Origin of the sequence: Paenibacillus sp. NPDC058174 (genome assembly GCF_042883865.1) — a bacterium.
Classification (GTDB): domain Bacteria; phylum Bacillota; class Bacilli; order Paenibacillales; family Paenibacillaceae; genus Pristimantibacillus.
On sequence record NZ_JBHVUY010000002.1, the window covers coordinates 89,431 to 109,092 of the forward strand.

12 protein-coding genes are annotated in these 19,662 nt (G+C 49.2%); 7 read left to right on the forward strand and 5 right to left on the reverse strand.

Features of this window, described 5'->3' with window-relative positions:
- Window positions 1–27: 27 nt before the first annotated feature.
- Window positions 28–1,380, forward strand: a complete 1,353-nt coding sequence (locus ACFVVF_RS12110) for an LLM class flavin-dependent oxidoreductase (protein ID WP_387809296.1) — start codon at window positions 28–30, stop codon at window positions 1,378–1,380.
- Between the two features lie 114 nt (window positions 1,381–1,494).
- Here ACFVVF_RS12110 and ACFVVF_RS12115 read toward each other — a convergent pair whose 3' ends face one another.
- Entirely contained in the window at window positions 1,495–1,953 is a 459-nt protein-coding gene (locus tag ACFVVF_RS12115) for a nuclear transport factor 2 family protein (RefSeq protein ID WP_387809299.1), read from the reverse strand.
- Between the two features lie 213 nt (window positions 1,954–2,166).
- On the opposite strand from ACFVVF_RS12115, the gene ACFVVF_RS12120 reads away from it, so the two are divergent.
- The 3 genes from ACFVVF_RS12120 (at window position 2,167) to ACFVVF_RS12130 (ending at window position 4,086) form a co-directional block, all read left to right on the forward strand.
- Window positions 2,167–3,054, forward strand: coding sequence for a helix-turn-helix domain-containing protein (locus tag ACFVVF_RS12120; RefSeq protein WP_387809302.1), 888 nt, complete (start codon window positions 2,167–2,169; stop codon window positions 3,052–3,054).
- A gap of 3 nt (window positions 3,055–3,057) precedes the next feature.
- Window positions 3,058–3,237 carry a hypothetical protein gene (locus ACFVVF_RS12125; protein WP_387809305.1) on the forward strand — a complete coding sequence of 60 codons (180 nt, stop codon included), beginning with the start codon at window positions 3,058–3,060 and terminating at the stop codon, window positions 3,235–3,237.
- Between the two features lie 66 nt (window positions 3,238–3,303).
- A complete protein-coding gene (locus tag ACFVVF_RS12130; protein ID WP_387809308.1) occupies window positions 3,304–4,086 on the forward strand; it encodes a hypothetical protein in 783 nt (260 codons plus the stop codon).
- A 16-nt stretch (window positions 4,087–4,102) separates the two neighbouring features.
- On the opposite strand, the gene ACFVVF_RS12135 is transcribed toward ACFVVF_RS12130, so the two are convergent.
- Window positions 4,103–4,825 carry a response regulator transcription factor gene (locus ACFVVF_RS12135; RefSeq protein ID WP_387809310.1) on the reverse strand — a complete coding sequence of 241 codons (723 nt, stop codon included), beginning with the start codon at window positions 4,823–4,825 and terminating at the stop codon, window positions 4,103–4,105.
- Window positions 4,826–4,902: 77 nt separating this feature from the next.
- Window positions 4,903–6,882 carry a 7TM diverse intracellular signaling domain-containing protein gene (locus tag ACFVVF_RS12140; protein WP_387809313.1) on the reverse strand — a complete coding sequence of 660 codons (1,980 nt, stop codon included), beginning with the start codon at window positions 6,880–6,882 and terminating at the stop codon, window positions 4,903–4,905.
- Window positions 6,883–7,096: 214 nt separating this feature from the next.
- Between ACFVVF_RS12140 and ACFVVF_RS12145 the strand changes: the two genes are divergently transcribed.
- Window positions 7,097–14,521, forward strand: a complete 7,425-nt coding sequence (locus ACFVVF_RS12145; RefSeq protein ID WP_387809316.1) for an S-layer homology domain-containing protein — start codon at window positions 7,097–7,099, stop codon at window positions 14,519–14,521.
- A 327-nt stretch (window positions 14,522–14,848) separates the two neighbouring features.
- On the opposite strand, the gene ACFVVF_RS12150 is transcribed toward ACFVVF_RS12145, so the two are convergent.
- Both ACFVVF_RS12150 and ACFVVF_RS12155 read right to left on the reverse strand, forming a co-directional pair.
- Window positions 14,849–15,727, reverse strand: coding sequence for an S-layer homology domain-containing protein (locus ACFVVF_RS12150; protein WP_387809318.1), 879 nt, complete (start codon window positions 15,725–15,727; stop codon window positions 14,849–14,851).
- A 183-nt stretch (window positions 15,728–15,910) separates the two neighbouring features.
- Window positions 15,911–17,242, reverse strand: a complete 1,332-nt coding sequence (locus tag ACFVVF_RS12155; RefSeq protein WP_387809320.1) for an amidase — start codon at window positions 17,240–17,242, stop codon at window positions 15,911–15,913.
- A 335-nt stretch (window positions 17,243–17,577) separates the two neighbouring features.
- On the opposite strand from ACFVVF_RS12155, the gene ACFVVF_RS12160 reads away from it, so the two are divergent.
- The gene (locus ACFVVF_RS12160) at window positions 17,578–18,663 is read left to right on the forward strand and encodes a dienelactone hydrolase family protein (protein ID WP_387809323.1); all 1,086 of its coding nucleotides are present in this window, start codon (window positions 17,578–17,580) and stop codon (window positions 18,661–18,663) included.
- Window positions 18,660–19,535: a helix-turn-helix transcriptional regulator gene (locus ACFVVF_RS12165; protein ID WP_387809326.1), complete on the forward strand. Its 876-nt coding sequence runs from the start codon at window positions 18,660–18,662 to the stop codon at window positions 19,533–19,535. The genes ACFVVF_RS12160 and ACFVVF_RS12165 overlap by 4 nt, the downstream gene beginning before the upstream one ends.
- Window positions 19,536–19,662: the final 127 nt, after the last annotated feature.

A 19,662-nucleotide genomic window follows, 5' to 3' on the forward strand; every position in this document is an offset into this window, starting at 1 on the left:
ATCAGTACGTGACAGGGGGCTAATACAATGAGCAAGCAGCAACGGCAAATGGCGCTTGGGGCGATGATGTTTTACCCGGCAGGAGGACAAATCTCAAGCTGGAGGCATCCGGATTCGAATCCGCAAGGACTGCTTGATTTCAACTATTATAAGAACATCGTTCAGACGGCCGAGCGCGGAAAATTCGATATGTTCTTCTATGCAGATGAGCTGTATGTGTGGGATCGCTTCGAATCCGGCATCAGTCATGCCAATACGATTCGTCCCGAGCCGATTACCTTGCTCTCGGCGCTGGCTGTTGCTACGGAGCATATCGGTCTCGCAGCGACAATATCTACAACCTATAATGAGCCCTACCATATCGCACGGAAGCTGGCGACACTGGATTATCTCAGCAATGGACGGGCCGCATGGAATATTGTAACGTCGCAAACGGATGAGGAAGCGCGCAATTTTAGCCGGGAGAAGCATCTGGAGCATGCCAAACGATACGAACGGGCCGAGGAATTCGTCGAGGTTACGCAAGGGCTATGGGACAGCTGGGAGGATGATGCGCTGCTGCTGGACAAGGAGAGCGGGTACTTCGCAGATAAGGATAAGCTGCACACGCTTCAGCACAAAGGCAGCCATTTCCAGGTGCAGGGTCCGCTTAATGTGGCTAGACCTCCGCAAGGTTATCCCGTACTGGTTCAAGCGGGAGCCTCAGAGGCAGGCATGGATATGGCAGCAGCTAGAGCGGAGGTTGTCTTCGCCCTTGTAAGCTCCTACTCAGCCGAAGGACTGCAGGCAAGCCAGCAGTTCTATGAGAGTCTTAAGGGGAGAATGGCGAAGTACGGCAGAAGCCGTGATGATCTGAAAATATTGCCCGGCATTATGCCGATTATCGGCCGGACTGAGGAGGAAGCGAAGGAGAGGCAAGCGCTCATTGAGAGCTTAACACCGCCGCAGCTAGGTCTGGATATTCTGTCTCATCATCTCGGTCAGGATGTTTCGGGCTATCCGCTGGATGAACCGCTGCCGTTCCGGCCGGATCTTGATCAATTTAACCAAAGCAAAACCGTTCTTAAGGGCATCCTCGCTCTAATGGATAAAGGGCTGACGCTCCGCCAGCTGTATGAGCGGGTAACGAACAAGCGCTCAATTGCTGGAACGCCGGAGCAAATCGCCGATATTATGGAGGAATGGTTCCTGAAGGGGGCAGCGGATGGCTTTAACGTCTCGTTCTCGCATCTGCCGGACGGACTGGAAGACTTCGTAGATCTGGTTGTTCCTGAGCTGCAGCGCAGAGGGGTATTCCGCACAGAGTATACCGGACGAACGCTGCGTGATCATCTAGGGCTGCAGCGTCCCGTCAATCGTTACACGTCTACTCGCGTATAATTGTTTCAATATCAATGAACGGACAAACACCTTCAAAGCTGCTGACTTCCACATTTTACGATAGGGAAGCAGTCTCTTGAAGGTGTTTGCATTTATCTCCTATGGAGCGGGTAATTAGCTGTTTTGCGGCTTCGTTTCAACCCAAGCAACTTTAAGATCTCTCTTTTTGAAAAACCATTTACCGTTAATTTTTACGAACTCGTCGTAATAGCGAATAGCTGCTACCATCAAGTTTTTGTCTTCGCCGTTAATCGTTAGATGATGGGCAAAGCAATAGGTGGTTCCAGCAGCCGTATTACCAGATAAGACCACTGTGCTTTGACCATTAAAATGCATCGTGGAGTCATACGTATTTAAATTTTCAAAAATTGGGGCCAGATCCTGCCTGCTAGTAACGACTTGGGATGGTTCTGCAAGACGTTCATCCATATATACTCGGAAAAGAGTGTCCTCCGTAAATAGCGCCATTTGACCTTCAGCATCTCTTGTGTCCGCACAATATGCATAGGCATCAACAAGATCGCGAATCGCATAACGGTCTGCAATTTCTTCAAGTGATATTACTTTTTCCATGATATCCTCACCCTTTTGTCATATTGTTAGTATCTGTGCCAGCGACGTATAATATGCTCTGCTGCTATCCTCATAATAACGGAGACAAGGTGTTAAAGCTTTGTCATGAAGCTCAATATAGTTGTCAATTCGGCTCATTCTTGCTGCTATTATTCCTGTTGGATTGTCTGGCTGCATTCATGTTATCTTGTATTCAGATAAGGAGTGAGACGAATGGGGTCAGTGATTAGCAAGGCTGTGAAAATGCCTCAGGGTCTGTCCAGCGTTGGCATGCTGCGGATGAAAGGATTGTCGGTCATGGGGGCATGCTCCTATTCTGATGTTAAGACTGGCCGGATGTATTTGCAGGATCATGTTCTGTTAGTTGTTCTGGAAGGGATCTACATCGTTAGATACGGTGATCAGGAATATACGGTGAGAAAAAACGAAATGCTGCTTCTGCATAAGGGCATCGTCGTTGAGTATGAGAAGTATGGGGTAGAGGATTCGGGAAAGATTTTGGATTATATGATGTTCTTTCTGAAGGATGAATTGTTGCATGAGTTTGTGAAGATTTCCAGTCTTCCTTCTATGCATGGGGAAGTGCCTGCTCCAACTGCGGTTCATTCGGTGAATGAACGTTTGTTAAGCTATATGGCATCACTTAAGCCTTATTTTGATAAGCCGGAGGGCATTCAAGATGAGCTGATTAAGATGAAAATGCTGGAGCTTTTATTCGATATATTGGATGCGGATCAAGGGCTGCTGAACCAATTGCTGCAGCTCAGGCAGCCGCGTCCAACAAGCATTGTAGAGGTGATGGAGAAGAATTTATTAAATCCGGTATCGCTTCAGGATTTGGCGTATTTGTCCGGCAGGAGCTTATCAACCTTTAAGCGGGAATTTCGGAGGATCTATAATGAGCCTGCATTCCAATGGATTCGAAACCGCCGGTTAGAGAAGGCTAAGGAACTGCTGACGCATTCCGGACTATCCATTACAGAAGTCAGCATGGCAACAGGCTTCGAGAATGTCTCGCATTTCTCGAAAGTATGGAAGAAGAAGTACGGGCTTCCTCCTTCGGTAATGAGGAACAGTAGCGCTGCTGGTAGCGAGGGTTAAAAATTGATTTATGGATTAAAGGCTGCTGAATGGCAGCCTTTTTGTGTTGAAGCATTTAAGCATTTTTTAGCTCAATTGTTTATGCGCCTCGAAGAAACGGACTTCGAATCACTATTTGTCGAAGGATATCTTAAACTGAATATGGAATATTACGGTAGAGGAGACCGTTCAAGAGTTAAATGATCATCAGATGAGGGCGTAGAACTGTACTATATTAATTAATCAAGAGAAATAGGAGCGGACATAGCGATGTGGGCAGAGATTGCGGCATTCTTAAAGGCGAATTCAACAGAAACACTTATCATATCAATCGTGGGCACCATATTGGTATGGATGTACAAGCAGTTTAAAAATATGATCGACCATGAAGAGCAGGAGAAGCTGAAGATCATTCAATTGAAGCAGGGGCTGTTTACGAAGCTGGAATTAAGTATTGCAAGTGTGCTGCATCTTAACAGTCCAGAGAGCAAACAACAGATGTATGCCTTACTGGGGGAGTGCGGTTCTCATCTGACGAATATGCAGCGCACAGTAGTTCGGGATTATTATAAAAATTTTGATCCGTCGCTGTTGTATTCTCTGCAAGCCTTAACGGTTAATGAAGTGGATAAACTTAGCAAGCAATTAGATAAGGTGACGGAGGAAAGTGGGGATTGGTTGAATTATATAAAAAGGCTGAATGCGCCAATATGGCCGATCATACTTTTCGCAACAATTACAATGTATGTTCTGTTTGCTGGAGCCTATGTTATGCAGGGGGATAATTGGTGGATTAAGTTTAATTATTTTCTTTGCAGCTTTACTATTTTCATTTCAGCAACCTTTGCCGCTATCGCGATCTATTTGTTTTTAAATCATGAAATGCTAAGTCAAGGAACAAAACGTTGGGTAGCCATTTCACTGGCCACTCTTTCACCGTTATTATTTCTGTTTATGCATTTGAATTTGTACATTATTGTGACGATTATTCAACTTGCGCTAATCGCATTTATCGCGCGCAGTAAACGGCCATTAGGAATTATAAGGCTTTAGCTGGCAGTATGTTCAATTATTGAGCCGGCACCGCACCATAAGGATTAAACTTATAACCTAAACGGTTCACGGTAATGATATACACAGGCTTTGCCGGGTTGCTCTCAATTTTTTTGCGCAGATTGTGAATGTGGACTTTGACGGTTTCCTTGGCATAATTGACTTCGTCTTTCCACACGAGGCGATACAGCTGTTCGGGATCAAACACTTGATTGGGCTGCTTGGCGAATGCAATGAGCAGCTGCATTTCTTTGGCCAGCAATTCAACAGGCTGTTGGTTCAGCAGGACCATCTTACGTTCGAGATTGATCTGTAGTCCGGGAAAGTTCAAAATGTTGGTGTTGTCATTGTTATCTTTACCTTCTAGCAAAGTACTCCAACGCAGATTAGCTTTGACGCGCAGTACAAGATCCAGCGGATCGAACGGCTTCACAATGCAGTCGTCGCCGCCGACTTGCAAGGATCTAACCTTGTCTGCATCCTGCTTGGTGCCGGTAATGAACAAGATAGGGCGGTGGTATTGATTTCGTATATGCTTGCAAAATTCAATCCCATCCATATCAGGCATCTGGATATCCAATAAAATGAGATCTGGTTCCTCGAGCTCCAACTGAGCAAGCGCCTGTGCGGCATTCAGCGCATTGCGGACGACATAGCCTTCTCGAACCAAGAATGCGGTTACAAGCTTCTGGAAATTTGGATGATCATCGACTACCAATATGACCTTCGAGTCCATCATACACCTACCCCTTTTTCTGACAAAAAGCTGCACAATTCGTCTTATTTTAGCATTGTAATCGAAGCAGATTCAATTGCTTATTTCTTTGTAAAAGTATCGATAGGCAGTTTAAAGTAAAAACGGCTGCCTTGGCCCTGTTCGCTTTCCACCCCAATGGTACCGCCATGAAGTCCAATAATTTCTTTCGCAATGGCGAGCCCTAGGCCGCTCCCGCTCTTAGGGTCAGCCGGGTCTACCTTATAGGCCCGGTTGAAAATAGAATCAAGATGCTCCGGAGCTATGCCTCTTCCTTCATCTTGCACGCATACCCGTACATGCTCCTTATTCGAGCTGGCTGACAAATGAATGGTGCTTCCGGCCGGCGAGAACTTGCACGCGTTGTTGACGAGATTGGTCAGTACGCGCTTGATCTGATGCGCATGAATCTTGACGACTGCTTGCGGATCGGCCGAAACAGAGCATTTGATTTGAAGCCCCGCCATGTGAATATAGGATTGGAGCGGATCCAATTGGCTTGCCAACCATTCCGCGAATGGAACGGATTCCAGCTCTGACGTTTCGTGAGTTTGCTTCAGCAGGCTGAGTTCAAACATCTGATCGATGAACGTGTTGATCTGGAGCACTTCGCCGTACATCGATTTCAGCATGCTGTCATTCCCGTCCGGCTCAATCTCGATACCATGAATCATCGCTTGAATGCCGCCCTGCACGATTGTAAGCGGCGTACGTATATCATGGGAGATGTTCTGCAGCAGCTCGTTGCGCGCTTGTTGAATTTGCTCGTTTAATTTCATCTCCTGAACGGCATTCTCTTTATCCAGACGAGACTGTCTGATCTGATAGGACAATGCAATGGAGAACATGAGGAACTCGGCAATTGAACCAAATTGAAAACCATAATGGGTTAGAAAGCTCTCCTGCATCAGGCTATACGTATTCAATATGGTAGGAGCAGCCAATCCAAGGAAAGGAATTGCTGCGAGAATGACATATCGTGCTGTCAGATTTCCTTTGTACATGCACCAAAACGTGCTAATCACAAGCAATAATGCCAACAAGGATTCGTATAAAATAACGAGTATTTCATAGCCCGGCAAATGGAACAACGAAGCTGCGACAACAATCGGAGACATAATGATTAGCGTCCGGTACACGATCATCATGCGCGGAGCGTAGACTTCGATTTGAAGGATTTTGTTCAGGAACAAGACGACGAACCAAAGCGCCAGATTAAAGAAGAAATAATCAATGCTCTCGTGATTGCCGAATATACGAAGCAAGCTCGCCAATGCCTGGCTATCCGCTCCGAGAAATTGCTGCAATAGTCCATTCCACACGAGCTGCGATATGCTGAAGCAAATGATGTATAACGAATAATACAAATAAACCGACATGCGGTTGAAAGCATACAGGGATAACATATAGACAGCCATCAACAGAACAAATCCGTAATAGATGCCGAAAAATATATATTCGTTTTTCAGCTTGCCAAGGAACGTATTGTTATCCATCAGCTCGATCGGAATAATCATGGAGCCGTTAATGACGACTCTCATATAAATAGTCATAGAATCATTCGTAGGCAGCTGGAAGTAATAGGAGTAGAAATGCTCGTCGGTTTTGCCGACTATTTGGGAGTTCATAGGACTGTCAGATTGACCGTGAATAATATACATATCAAACTGTTCAATAACTGAATTATTCAGCCGGATAATCCATTGCTCAAGCGGAGATTCATTGATTACCGTCGTTCGGATCCAGTACGTCCCGGCGGTCAAGCCGAATGCAGACTTCCCGGATGCAGGCTGAAATTGCGTTTTAACTTGAGGGGATTGAATGTCGGGAAGCGTCCGCTCCCCGCTCTTATCCACAAGAAATTCCATCTGATTGTTTACGTTATATACGCCTTCATTCTCATGCAAAATGATTGCATCTCCGGCTGTCGGCGCGTACGCTGCTGGAGTGAACAGTCTCCAGACGAGGGTGACACCCAAGACGAGTAAAAGGATGGCAAAAATGAAAAATCGATTACTAGCAATAATTGTATTGCTCGCCATTGCGGCGAATCCCCCTCTGCGGTGCTCCGATTCCGTTAGATCATTCTTTTTATTCTATCATTTCCCTAGGAATAATGCGATTTTTAGCTAAAAATCCTCAAAATACGACAATTTTCGCCGCCTTTACTATAACTCCACATAATGAACGACTTTATCTGACAAACCCCCTTTATACTTTCCCGGGTACAATTAATTTCTTGAGGGGGTTTTAAGCTTGGTTTATACAACACCAAGGATGAAGAAATGGATCATCAGCATGATGGTGGCACTTATGATGGTGTCGCTTGTGCTGCCGGCAGGCATTGCGCAGAAAGCGCTTGCGGCCAGTGATCCGGTCGTGTTGGCAAAATGGGATCATTTTGGCGCAGCGCCTGCTATTAACTTTCATCCGACTGGCGGATTGAGTGATAATGCAGATTTTGAGCTGAGAAAAGCAGGCGAGCAAGTTACATATACGACGCCAGCAAGCCCGGTTAAGGACAAAACGTCGCTTAGTGCGGTTAACTGGCAGGTGGGAGAATACTGGACAACTTCATTTCATGCAACAGGGTATAAGGAAATTACAGTAAGCTCCAGACAATATAGCTCAGGTACAGGTCCTAAGCATTATGCGCTGCAATACCGCATTGATAATGGCGGGTGGGCAGATGTGCCAAATGGAAGCGTTGTGGTTGGCAATGCGAACTGGGATTCTGGCGGCAGCTTGACTGCGACGCTGCCTGTTGACGCAGATGGTCAGGCACTGGTCTCACTGCGCTGGCTGCTGACTAGTGACGAATCGGCCAGAAATGCGGCCGGCAACAGCGAAAAGATTAGCGCATCCGGCACGAACCGGATCTACAATGTTGTCATTTCAGGCACAGTACAGGGCGATTCGACTGAGCCAACAGATCCAGTTACTAGCAAGCCAGTAGCCAGCAAGATCATCTACTCAGACACCGGCGTTGTAACCGGCCTATCCGGTGCAGTGACCGGTCTGGCCGACGTTAAGCTGTACGACGCCCAATCCAATCTGGCTGGTGGCGTAAAGGCAAATGAAGACGGCTCTTTCCAAGCCGTTGTTGAAAGAAATATCGGCACACAGGTATGGGTTACGGCGACTGAGCCAGACAAGGCGGAGAGCAGCAAAGCAGACGTTGCAATTGCGGTAACGGCTGCACCGGAGCTGTCTCTGATTACATTTAATGGAGATACGGCAGAAATTACAGGTTTGGCAGGGGCAGTGGAAGCGAATGCATCTGTAATTGCCTACTGGGACAATCAGACTGCAGCTGGCAGCATCCCTGCAGAAGCGAACGGCTCGTTCCGCTTAAAGCTTACGGATGCCGGACAGCGCACAACCGTGCAACTGGCTGCCAAGCATCTGGACAAGCTGGAGAGTGCGAAAAAGCAGCTTTCACTGGCTGCTAATCCGCAGCCTCAGGAAGTGAAGCCGGGCGATGTTGTGATTAGCCAGCTGTATGTAGCGGGCGGCAACAGCGGAGCTATTTTCAAAACCAAGTTTGTTGAGCTGTACAATACGACCGACCATGATATTGATTTGACAGGCTGGTCCGTACAATATGCGGCGCGCACAGGCAACTTTGGCACAGGCAATACAGCTTATAAAAAGCTGGAGGGCCGCATTAAAGCGTATAGCTATTATTTGGTGACGGGCTCTTCAGGTGACAACGGACGGGAACTGCCGGTTCAGACCGATCTCGTCTCCGGTCTCAATCCTTCCCAATCAGCGGGTAAAATTGCACTTTCCAAGTCATCGGCGGCATTGAGCGGCAAGGCTGATGTCCAGGCAATGGATTTTGTCGCATGGGCGGATGCACAGACTAATCTCCCTAATGATTATTGGGGAAGCCCGATTGTGGCTCCATTTGACCTGGCTGTAGAGGCTTTTAAGAAGGGGACTTTGCTTCGCAAAAGCGTAAGCGGCGACCCTAGGGAGCTTACAGGAGCGGGCAATGGATTATTTACGAAAGACAGCGGCGCTGACTTTGTCATCCATATTGCCGTGGATTCGACAAATCCGGCTGCTACCATTAAGGTGCGTAATTCGCAAACAGCAGCAGAGCCTATGCTGATTACGAATGCACCGGTATCTTCACTGATCCAGCTGCGTCAAGACGGAGCACAACAATCCGTAGCTGGTGTTGCAGGGGCAGTTGAAGGACGGGCAGCTGTTCAAATTTATGCTGTATCCGGCGGCACGCTTGTTCCAGTTGGCAGCGGCACAGCCGGCAGCGACGGTTCGTTTGAAGCAAACGTAACCTTTGCTGATCAATTGCAGACGGTATATGTTGCAGCGCGCGGCGGGTCGTACAGCCTGAGCCGTCTTGTGCGAGTGGATGCGGCCGGGTTCGATGCAGCGGCAAATCTTTTGCCGATCGCCGAGCTTCGTATGAATGATGATAAAGGGATGTCAATTAATAGCGGAACCCGATTAAAGGTATCCGGGGTTGTGACGGCTGGCAAAGGAGAAGTCGGTGCACAAAGCCTTTATTTGCAGGATGCTTCTGGCGGTATTCAAGTCATCGTGCCAATTGGCAATAACACAGCCGTTTCACGCGGTGACAGCTTGACTGTAACGGGCACTGTACAATTTACGAATGGCATGACATCGCTTGTCGCGGATATGCTGACGAAAGAGGACAGCAGCCAGCCAATTCCGCAGCCGCAAGCTATTCGTGTACAGGATTTGCTTGATTATGCAAAGGCTGAGCGGCTGGAAGGCCAACTGGCCGTTCTCTATGGTAAAGTAACCTCCATTACGGAACAGACGGATGCATACCGGATTGCGATCTCAGATGAGACAGCAACTGCGAAGGCAATCGTAATTGCGAAGAGCAGCGGAATCGCTGTACGCGATAAGCTGCTTGTCGGCAGCACATATCGTTTTACAGGTCTGGTCGGACAATTCAAAACATTTGCGCCGTATACGGCCGGATATGAGCTCTATCCGCGTTCCCTGACGGATATTATCGGAGCGCTTGAATTGATTCATGTGCCGGTCACTACCGGTCATACCGAGACGGATCTGTTGTTTGAAGCGAAGGCTAATAATGCCGACTCCGTCACTTTCTATTACCGTGCAGCCGGCGCTGCCGGCACCGCTTATACGGCACTGCCAATGACTCAAGATGCAGCGGGCGTATACAAGGTGCTGCTTGCACAAGCAGCTGTACCGGGTGAACAGTTTGACTATTATATTGAAGCACGCAGCGCGGATCAGACTCGGCGCGCCGGTACGCCGGAGGAGCCAATTCGCCTTGTACTGATGGCGGATACAGAAGGGCCGCTTTATACAGATGAGCTGCCGTTGAAGAACGCTAAAGTAGAAAGCAGCCGTCCTGAAATTTCAATTAAAGCTTATGACCCTAGCGGAGTTGATCCGGCATCCATTCGCTTTACGCTGGATGGAGCGGTGATTAGCGCTTCTTATGACCAGTTGACTGGCCGCATTAAAGCGAATGTGCAAGCTGATCTTGCTGTAGGAGCGCATGTGGCAGACGTTTATGCCAAGGACTTGAAGGGCAATGAGAGCAGCTTCAGCTGGTCCTTCGATACGCTTGCTGCATTTGTAGGCGGCAATCACTATCGCGGCACTACGCATAATCATACGGGAATCTCTCATGATGCGAAGGGAGAACCGGCTGAAGCCGTTGCCGCTGCCAAAAAGCAAGGCTATGACTGGTTCGCTTTTACAGACCATTCGCATGATATCGATAAGGACAGCCGCGGCTCCGACACTGTAGATCACGGCGGCATGCCAGAGCGGACGGGCAGTCCTGACCTGAGTACTTCACAATGGCAGAAGCTGAAGAATGCATCTGCGGAAAATACCGTTGACGGCCAATTCGTGGCAATGCTTTCCTACGAGATGACGTCTACTGTATGGGGCCACTCCAACATTTTTGGCATGAACAACTTTATTGACCGGATTCAGGATAACGGTATCTACCAGAACCTGAACAACTTCTACAAATGGGCGGGTACGCATACTGACATTGTGGCGCAGTTCAACCACCCGAACTGGGGAGGAACAACGCCGCCGTTTAACAGCTTCCTGCCTTACAACAAGGATATCAATAAGCTGTTTACGATGTTTGAGCTGGGTAACGGCTCCGGCCAATATACGTATTCCAATATTGAGGATCTTTACTTCCGTACACTGGATTTGGGCTGGCATGTCGCACCTACCTTTGGCGAGGATCACCACAATGGGCAATGGGGCGAAACAATGCGCCGTACGGTAATCGTAGCAGAAGAGCTTACGACAGAGGCGCTGCAGCATTCGATGCGCAATATGCGTGTCTATATGTCCGAGAGCCCACACTTTACGCTTGACGTATTGGCCAACGGCTCCTATATGGGATCAACGGTGGATAGCCAGTCTCTGAGTTTTAAAATTAGCGGCAAAGACGAAGGCGGGGCTTACACGTATCTGCCTCCTGGTTTTGTCCCGAATGAACGGATTAAATCGGTTGAATTGATTACAAACGGCACCGTTGTTCAGTCTTCAATTACACCAGCGGCTAATCCGTCCTATTTCTCGGCAGACGGCAAGAGCTTCAACTGGACACCGTCCATCGAAGCAAAAGGCGGACAGCAGTGGTTTGTCGTCAAGGTGACGCAAATGGATGGCAGCCGTACCTATTCTTCGCCGATATGGAGCAAGGAAATGGATGTGGATGTGAAGATTCAAGGCGTTGAAGCGGTTGGAAGCAGCGTTATTGCTGACAATCCGGCAGAAATCGAAGCCTTGATCGGCAACTTTGGCGTCGAGCAGCTGAACAACTTGAAGGTCGCTTTCTATTACGACGAGGCGATCCCTGCCAAGCTGATCGGTGAGACGGTTATTTCCTCGCTGCCGACCAAATCAACCGCGCGTGCCAAAGTAACCTGGAGCAAGCCAATTGGAGGCAAGCATAAGCTGATCGCCGTTATCACGAATCCTCCAGCGGGCAACCCTGTATCCAACAACCGTTATGAGACGGAGCTGGAAGTGAAAGAGCCATTTGGCATCACGATCATGATCGATGCTTCCCATGGCAATGAGAATACATCAGAGGATACGGGCACTTATAAGGACAATCTGGTTTCGTTGACGAAATTGCTGCGCAACGAGCGTTATACGGTTGTTGAAAATAAATCGGCTCTAACGAGCGACATCTTGAAGGATGTCTCCGTGCTGATGATTTCTCAGCCAAATGCAAGCAAACCATACAGCGAGGCAGAGATTAATGCGTTGTCCGCCTTCGTTGCTGGCGGAGGTTCGGTTGTTCTGACGGGCAAGAGCAACAACAGCGCCAATCCGCAAATGAATAATGCGCTGCTGGCGCGGCTTGGTTCGTCCATACAATTCAACCATGACGGTGTGTATGACGGCAGCAAAGAAGGAAACTTCTGGAGCAATCCGTCGGCCAGCCTATGGTCTGTACGCGCACATCCTGAACCGACAAAGGATTATATGACTGATTTTGTGCTCAAGGTAGATTACTATAGCGGCGCCAGCCTGATGGGACTTAATCAGCAGGCGTTGACGAATACAGATAAGGTCACGATTCTGGCTTCAGGCAATGCGACAAGCTACCAGTTTAATTTGAAGAACGGCGGCTTTGACTATCAGGCGCAGGCCGGTGCAGACAATGGCGCCGTAATGCCGCTAATTGCTTCCGAGCAAATTGGCAAAGGCCGGGTCATTGTGTCGGGGATGAACGTATTCAACGACCGGCAGCTTGATTTAACGGAGCAAAACAATGACAACGTACGTTTGTTGAAGCAAGCATTTAACTGGCTGGCAGGCCGGGGAACCAAAGTGCTGCCGATTGCTGATGCTCGTAAAGAGCCGGCAGATACGAATATCGTCGTAGAGGGCAAGGTAACGAGTGCCGCAGGCGTATTCTTCGATGCCTTCTATATCCAGGATGAGACGGGCGGCATCATGGCCTTTAATGAAGTGCCGGCTGACTCGCTGCAGCTTGGCGACACGGTTCGTGTGTACGGACATGTCAAAATTTTCGAGAACAACCTCGAAATCATGTTCGACAACTTCGATAATAATGTACTCAAGCTGAATAAGGAGCCGGGACAAGCCGTTCAGCCTAAAGCCATTAAGACAGGCCAGGCTGCAAGCGATAATGTTCAAGGCTTGCTGGTTAAGCTGACCGGTAAAGTTACCCGTCTGGCCAGCATTCCGGATCATACGATTTATGTGGATGACGGATCAGGCGAGGCACTGGTATTTATTGACGGGTACATCGCGAATCAAAGCGGTCAGCCGCCTGAATTGAAGGTGGGAGATACGCTCGAAGCCATTGGGCTTGCGGGCCAATTCTCCGGCGGCTATTGGATTCGGGTGCGCGACACCAAAGAATTGAAGCGTGTAGAAGGCGGTACAGATCCAGGTAATGGCGGAACTGATCCGGGTAATGGCGGAACCGATCCAGGAAACGGCGGAACTGATCCGGGCAATGGCGGAACGAATCCAGGAAACGGCGGGAACAACCCTGGCAATGGCGGTGGCCCTAAGCCGGATGATTCTAATGTCTACCACGTTCCGGCGGACAAGCTGAGCGGAAATGCTGCAGACAGCGTGCTCAAGGTGCCGGTGCCGGCGCAGGCAACAGAGGTTGTTTTGCCAGGGCAGACACCAGAACTGCTGAAAGATCGGAATTTGGAAATTCAAAAGGACAATGTAAGCATTGTTATTCCTAACCGTGTGCTGCGCCAGTTAACGGGCAAGGTAGCGGATAGTCAGCTAGCAGCAGCTCAAATTTCGTTGAGCTTGATTCCGCTTGGCGATGATGAAGCGAAGAAGCTGGCGAAAGGCGCAGAAAGCACGAATCGTTCCGTCATTCAAGTGGCCGGACAAGTCTATGAATTGAGCTTGTCTATAACTGCTGGCGGAAAATCAGAGAAGCTGACGCAATTCGAGACACCGCTCACGATCTCCTTCCGTATTCCGCAGTCCATGTCGTCCAAGCTGCTGGGCATTTACTATGTGGCGGACAACGGCAAGCTGGAATACGTTGGCGGCCAGATTAAAGATGGAATGATATCGGCGCAAATTAATCATTTCAGCAAGTATGCGCTGCTGGAGGTCATCCGGACGTTTAACGACGTTGCACCTTCACACTGGGCATACGGGGTTATCGGCACGATGGCTTCGAGGCAAGTGGTGACGGGCATCAGTGATACACAGTTTGAACCAAACCGTGATATTACGAGAGCCGAGTTTACAGCTTTGCTTGTACGTGCTCTTAACCTGAAAGACAAGTCGGCTATTGCTTTCCGGGATGTGGCTGCTAATGCGTGGTATGCAGAGCCAATTGCTATTGCGTATAAAGCGGGGCTGATTAAAGGAAAGAATGAGAATAGCTTTGATCCAAACGGAAAAATTACGCGGGAGGAAATGGCTGTAATCCTCGCGGCAGCCTACGAGCTGAGTCATTCGGCGGGACCAAACGGACAACCGGCTTCATTCGCTGATGCGGGCAAAATAGCTTCGTGGGCCGTTAATGCTGTTCGTACCGCTTCCCAAGCCGGCTTGCTGCAAGGCAGGAACGGAAATATGTTTGCACCTAAGGGATTAACCTCCCGGGCGGAAGCGGTGCAGGCGATTTACAACCTGCTGGGCAAGAACTAATTTGAGGTAAAAATAATTGAGGCATTTGCTAGCATGGTAGTCTATTTCCAGTGGCCGTTGAAGTTGAACGCGGCGCTGGAGACGGACAGAATGCTGGCGGATGCCTTTTTTCTTGTGCACCTATGGAAGCTGAATTGACCTACTGTTTTTCAATTTCCATTGCTTAGTTTACTCAACTTTCGCAGCTTAGATAAACCGGCCATGTCGATGCGATTTACGCTGTATATTGCAAAAAAAAGAGCGGGTTATCTTTTCGATAACTTGCTCTTTTTTCAATAGTTGGTCCACAGCTTTAGGCCGAGTCTTCTAACTTCCGTAGTATCGGGCTTAGCGTTGGTATGGAGCCACCGGCTGTTCGGCTCCTAGGACGGCTTTGTAGCCGGAGGGAATGTAGGTGACCGCTTTAAGTTCGGTAATGACTTGCGGGTACGTTTTATCCGGGTCCGGTTGAACCGCTCTGTATTGGATAATCGCATCGCCTTTCACGAATTGAATTCCCGTAATTTCAAGGCCGTATCCGGAATGTGGCGCTTGAGCAGTCAAGGTAATTGTGTTAACGGTATAGATATTCCATTCAGAAGTAAGCTTCGGCGAGTTAAGAACGGTCGTGTCCGGAGTTGTCAATTTCGAGTCTTTAATGAACTTTACCGCTTTGCTAACCATGTTAGAAGCTTCTGTACGGGTAATTTTATTTTTCGGATAGAACTTCTGTTTGCCGTCCAAGGTAATGATTTTGCCAATTAGCAGCTTCTGGATGCTATCTAAGTAACCGTTCGTCACCTGATCGGCGTCGGCAATGTTCTGGTTGACTTGAATCCAGACGTACTGACCTGTGTGGCTGAGCGCTCCGTAGAGCCATTTGGCGAATTGCTCTTTTGTTACGTTAGCGGAAGGATCGATTTCCTTTGGAAGATTTAGTCCATTAAAGTTGGCGATGATGAAGTCTTGAGCGTAAGGAGCGTTGTTTTTTACTTTGGAATAAAAATCGCTTGCTTCTGGTTTTTTGATAAAGTTAACCGTGTCGATGTTCAGCTTCAAGCTCTTAACAATCATAGTGACAGCCTCCGCCGCAGTGACATGATTGCCAAGCTCACTGGAAGGGTCTTCCCTCTTATTGTTGTGGGCAAAAGCTGAAACGCTAATCGCCATGCTCGTAATTGCGAATACCATCATTAACATCATAGACTTTTTCCAAATTGTTTTCATTGTAAAATTCCTCCGTCTTTGTTTTCTCAATGTAGGTACTTATATGGACGTGTCCATATGGTGAAAGTTGCAAAAAATAAAAATACAAAACTAAAAGGATGAGGTGCGCAGCCGTATTAAGTAAATTCATAGCTATTTAACAGAAGAAGGAGATCGCGTTATCCTTAAAGGATTTAGAATAATTTATAGCTGCGAAAGTTGAGTTGTTTTACTTGAAATTTTCTCTACATAAATCCCTGCGGCCAGGACATGCCAGTCCGCTTCACGCCGCCCCGTCAACTGCATACCAATTGGCATGCCCTCTTGAGATAATCCGATTGGCAGCGTGAGTGCAGGCAGTCCCCATAAGTTGGCCATTGGTGTGAACTCACCGTTTGCAGGCCTGTCCGGAATGACGGTATCGATCGGGCCAGCCGTAACGGGACAAGTAGGCGTTAGTAGAATATCAATGTCTGCAAATAAGTGATCGATGATGTACGCTGCAGAATCACGCCAGCTCAGGCAATCCATATAATCCTTATCTGTAACAGCTTTCCCCATACGCAAATTGCTTCGCAACGGCTCGCTGTAGCCTTCCTCCCAATCCTGTAAAAGATTACGATGCGCAGCATACGCCTCATAATGGAGAATCGTCCACGTCTTTTCTTTAATCTCTTGAATGGGTACCTCCGTATCAAGCCACTGTACAGATGCGCCTTGTAATTCAAGAGCATGAACGGCATTCCGTATTCTGTCGCGGACTTCCGGTTCGGTTGTTGCTTCCAAATAGGCGAGAGATACGCCGAATCTCGGATGTACAGCAGCACGCTGCTGCGCATCATGACCGGAGCCCGAATCCAGCACTTGGAAAAGCAGAGCAGCATCTTCGGCGTTTAGTGTGATGACACCTGCATGATCCAGCGATGGAGCGAGTGGGGTAACGCCTTCCAGACTAATGCGACCAGAGGTCGGCTTGAAGCCTGCCGTACCGCAGAAGCTCGCCGGCACCCGGACGGACCCGGCAGTATCGGTTCCGATGGAGCCAAGCGCGAATCCGGCAGCGACGCCTGCGGCGGAGCCGGAGCTGGAGCCGCCCGGCAATCTGCCCGTATCGTAAGGATTCAGCACCGCTCCATATGCCGGATGATGCTTCCCGTAAGCAAATTCATGCAGATGGGATTTGCCGATGATGACGGCGCCTGCCTCAAGCAGCTGTTCCACTAAGTAAGCATGGGTGTCGGGGATGAATGGAGGCTTGCGTCCCGAGCCGTTGGACAGCGGTACACCCGCATACCGGATCAAATCCTTGACCGATATCGGAATGCCGTGCAGCGGTCCGCGATCGAATCCGCTCTCTAGCTCTTTCGCCGCCTGCAAGGCCTGGGCACGCGCCTCTTCCTCCATAACGGTAATAAATGTGCGGTAGCGCGGCTCGTCCTGGGCAATTCGCTCCAGCAGCAAATCCAGCAAAGCAGCGGGCGAGAGGCTGCCGTCCCGAAACGCCCTCCCCGCACTTGCTATCGTCCATTGAATCATTCCGAACCTCTCCCTTCTTCATTCCAGCATAACCGAATAAGACGGCAACAGGTTGAGCAAAAATTGCAGCAGGTTGCGATCATTGTCATCCATTGTTTAAAAGTATAATCATATTGCGATGTTGCTATATCCAACTTTACAACTCGGATAACCCGTACTATGATAGCAGAAAAGCAATGCTATTCCTCGTTTTGGCCGTTTCTGGCACTTCCCCGACAATAGGGAAAACGCCCGCTCATATCGTTTAGGCCGTCAAAAATAAGCACAATTAAATACAATTTGCTGTTCTGCTCGCTCAACAGGTTTATGAATCCGTTCAGAAAGAGGCGATAGACATGAAAAGCGGTTCTCCGAATGCATTTATCGATACACTGTACAAAAACAAGCTGACCCAGGCATCCCAGTTGCCGGAGCCTGTTCTCGAAGAGGAAAGGCAGCGCCGCCGGGAAAGGCTGGCTGACATTCTTCGCATTCCTTCTTCCCGCTGGAGCGTATCGCCTGCCTCAGAAGAGGCTGGAGGGATCGTGCCTGCTGCAATACAGACGGAACTGACCGATTGCGGCGATTATGTGCGGGAAAGAATCGAGCTGGAGACAAGGGACGGACTGATTATGCCGGTGTACGTCCTGCTTCCTAAATCAGCCACAGCGGACCGGCCGGTGCCGGCGGTGCTGGCACTGCATGGACATGGCTACGGCAACCGCGATCTTGTTGGCCTGACGCCGGATGGCAAGGATGTACCTGAAGGAGTGGGCATTCACAAGCATTTCGGATTATCGCTGGTCAAGCGCGGTCTGGCGGTCATCGTACCGGAACTGCTCGGTTTCGGGGAGCAGCGGCTGACCGAGGACAGTGAACTGGACGAATCACCTGAGGATATGAAAAACTCTTCCTGCTACAAGCTGTCATCTTATTTGATCCATCTCGGAGAAACGCTGGCAGGTGTCCGTACGCTGGAAGCGCTCATTGCTGCAGATTATGCACTGGCCAGACCCGAAATACAGGGAGACGGTATTGGCGTTATGGGTTTGTCGGGCGGTGCGTTCGTCGCTTATTTGGCCGGAGCGCTGGATGAACGGCTGAAGGCCGTTGTGCTTAGCGGATATACGAATACGTATGAAGACAGCTACTTTTTTACCAAGCAGCATTGCTTATGCGACTATATCCCGGGCATTGTTGAACTCGGAGATATGCCGGATCTGATCGGGCTGATCGCTCCTCGCTCCTTGTATCTGGAGGTCGGAAGGACGGATCATTTATTCCCGGTAGAAGGGGCGAGCAAGGCGGCGGATACGCTGCGACAACATTATGAGCGTCTTGGCGCGGCAGACCGCTTCAAGCTGGATATCTTCGAGGGCGGACATGAAATTAGCGGCCTCCGTTCCTTTGACTGGCTGCACAAGGAGCTGACCGGGCAATGAGCCGCCTCGTCAATCCGGTTCCGCAGCTGGTCGAGCATAATTATCTGTTTCTGAATCGACATGAAACCCGGGAGGGCTACATGGAGATCATCAACGCCCATCAGGGTATCGAGATGGTGCTCGTGCTGGAAGGGCACGGTCAGCTCATTCTGGAGCAAAAGGTGCATGCGATCGGTCCTGGCACGCTCATTTTCATACAGCCCTATCAGCTTCATCACTTTAAAATGGAGCCGCCTTATGTGCGGACGCCGATCATCTTTGATCCTTATTTATTCGACCGTTATGCGGCGATGTTTCCGGCGCTGCATGCTTTTTTCCAGCGTATATGGAAGGGGAAGCTGGAGCGTCAAGTCTTCTCTTTAAATGAGGAGGAGCTGCTGCGGTTTGACTCGCTGTCCGGGCAATTCGAGCAGCGGCTGGCGGAAGTGGCAGAATATGAGCGTCAGGAGGAGCTGCTGCTGTTCCTGCTCGATTTCATGCGGTCGCTGCGTAAAATGTATGAGAGAGCAGAGAGGCACCGGCATTCTGAAGTAGTCGACAAACGCGAAGGGCGTCATATTGAGCATATGATGAGCTGGATCGAGGAGCATTATCATGAGGAGTTTTCGCTGGAAAAGCTGGCCGAGAGTCTTCATGTCTCACCCTTCTACGCTTCGCATTTGTTCAGCGAGGAGACCGGCTGTACGCTTAGCCAGTACATTATTGCCCGCAGGCTCCGCGAGTCCTGTCTGCTGCTGGCGGTGACGGACCGCCCCGTTGTACAGATCGGCAAGCTGACGGGGTTCAACAGCAGCGCGTATTTTTGCAAAACGTTCAAGAAGAAGATGGGGCTGTCACCGCAAGCATTCCGCAAACGGTCCCGGCAGATCTAAATTAGATGTAGGGCGCTTCAGTAATGGAAAACGCCGGTGGCAATCGGAGCAATGCGGCTCTGCACCGGTTATTTCCGCCTGCCCAATTTTCGCATCAACTGGCAGCTATTTTGCAATAGAACCTACA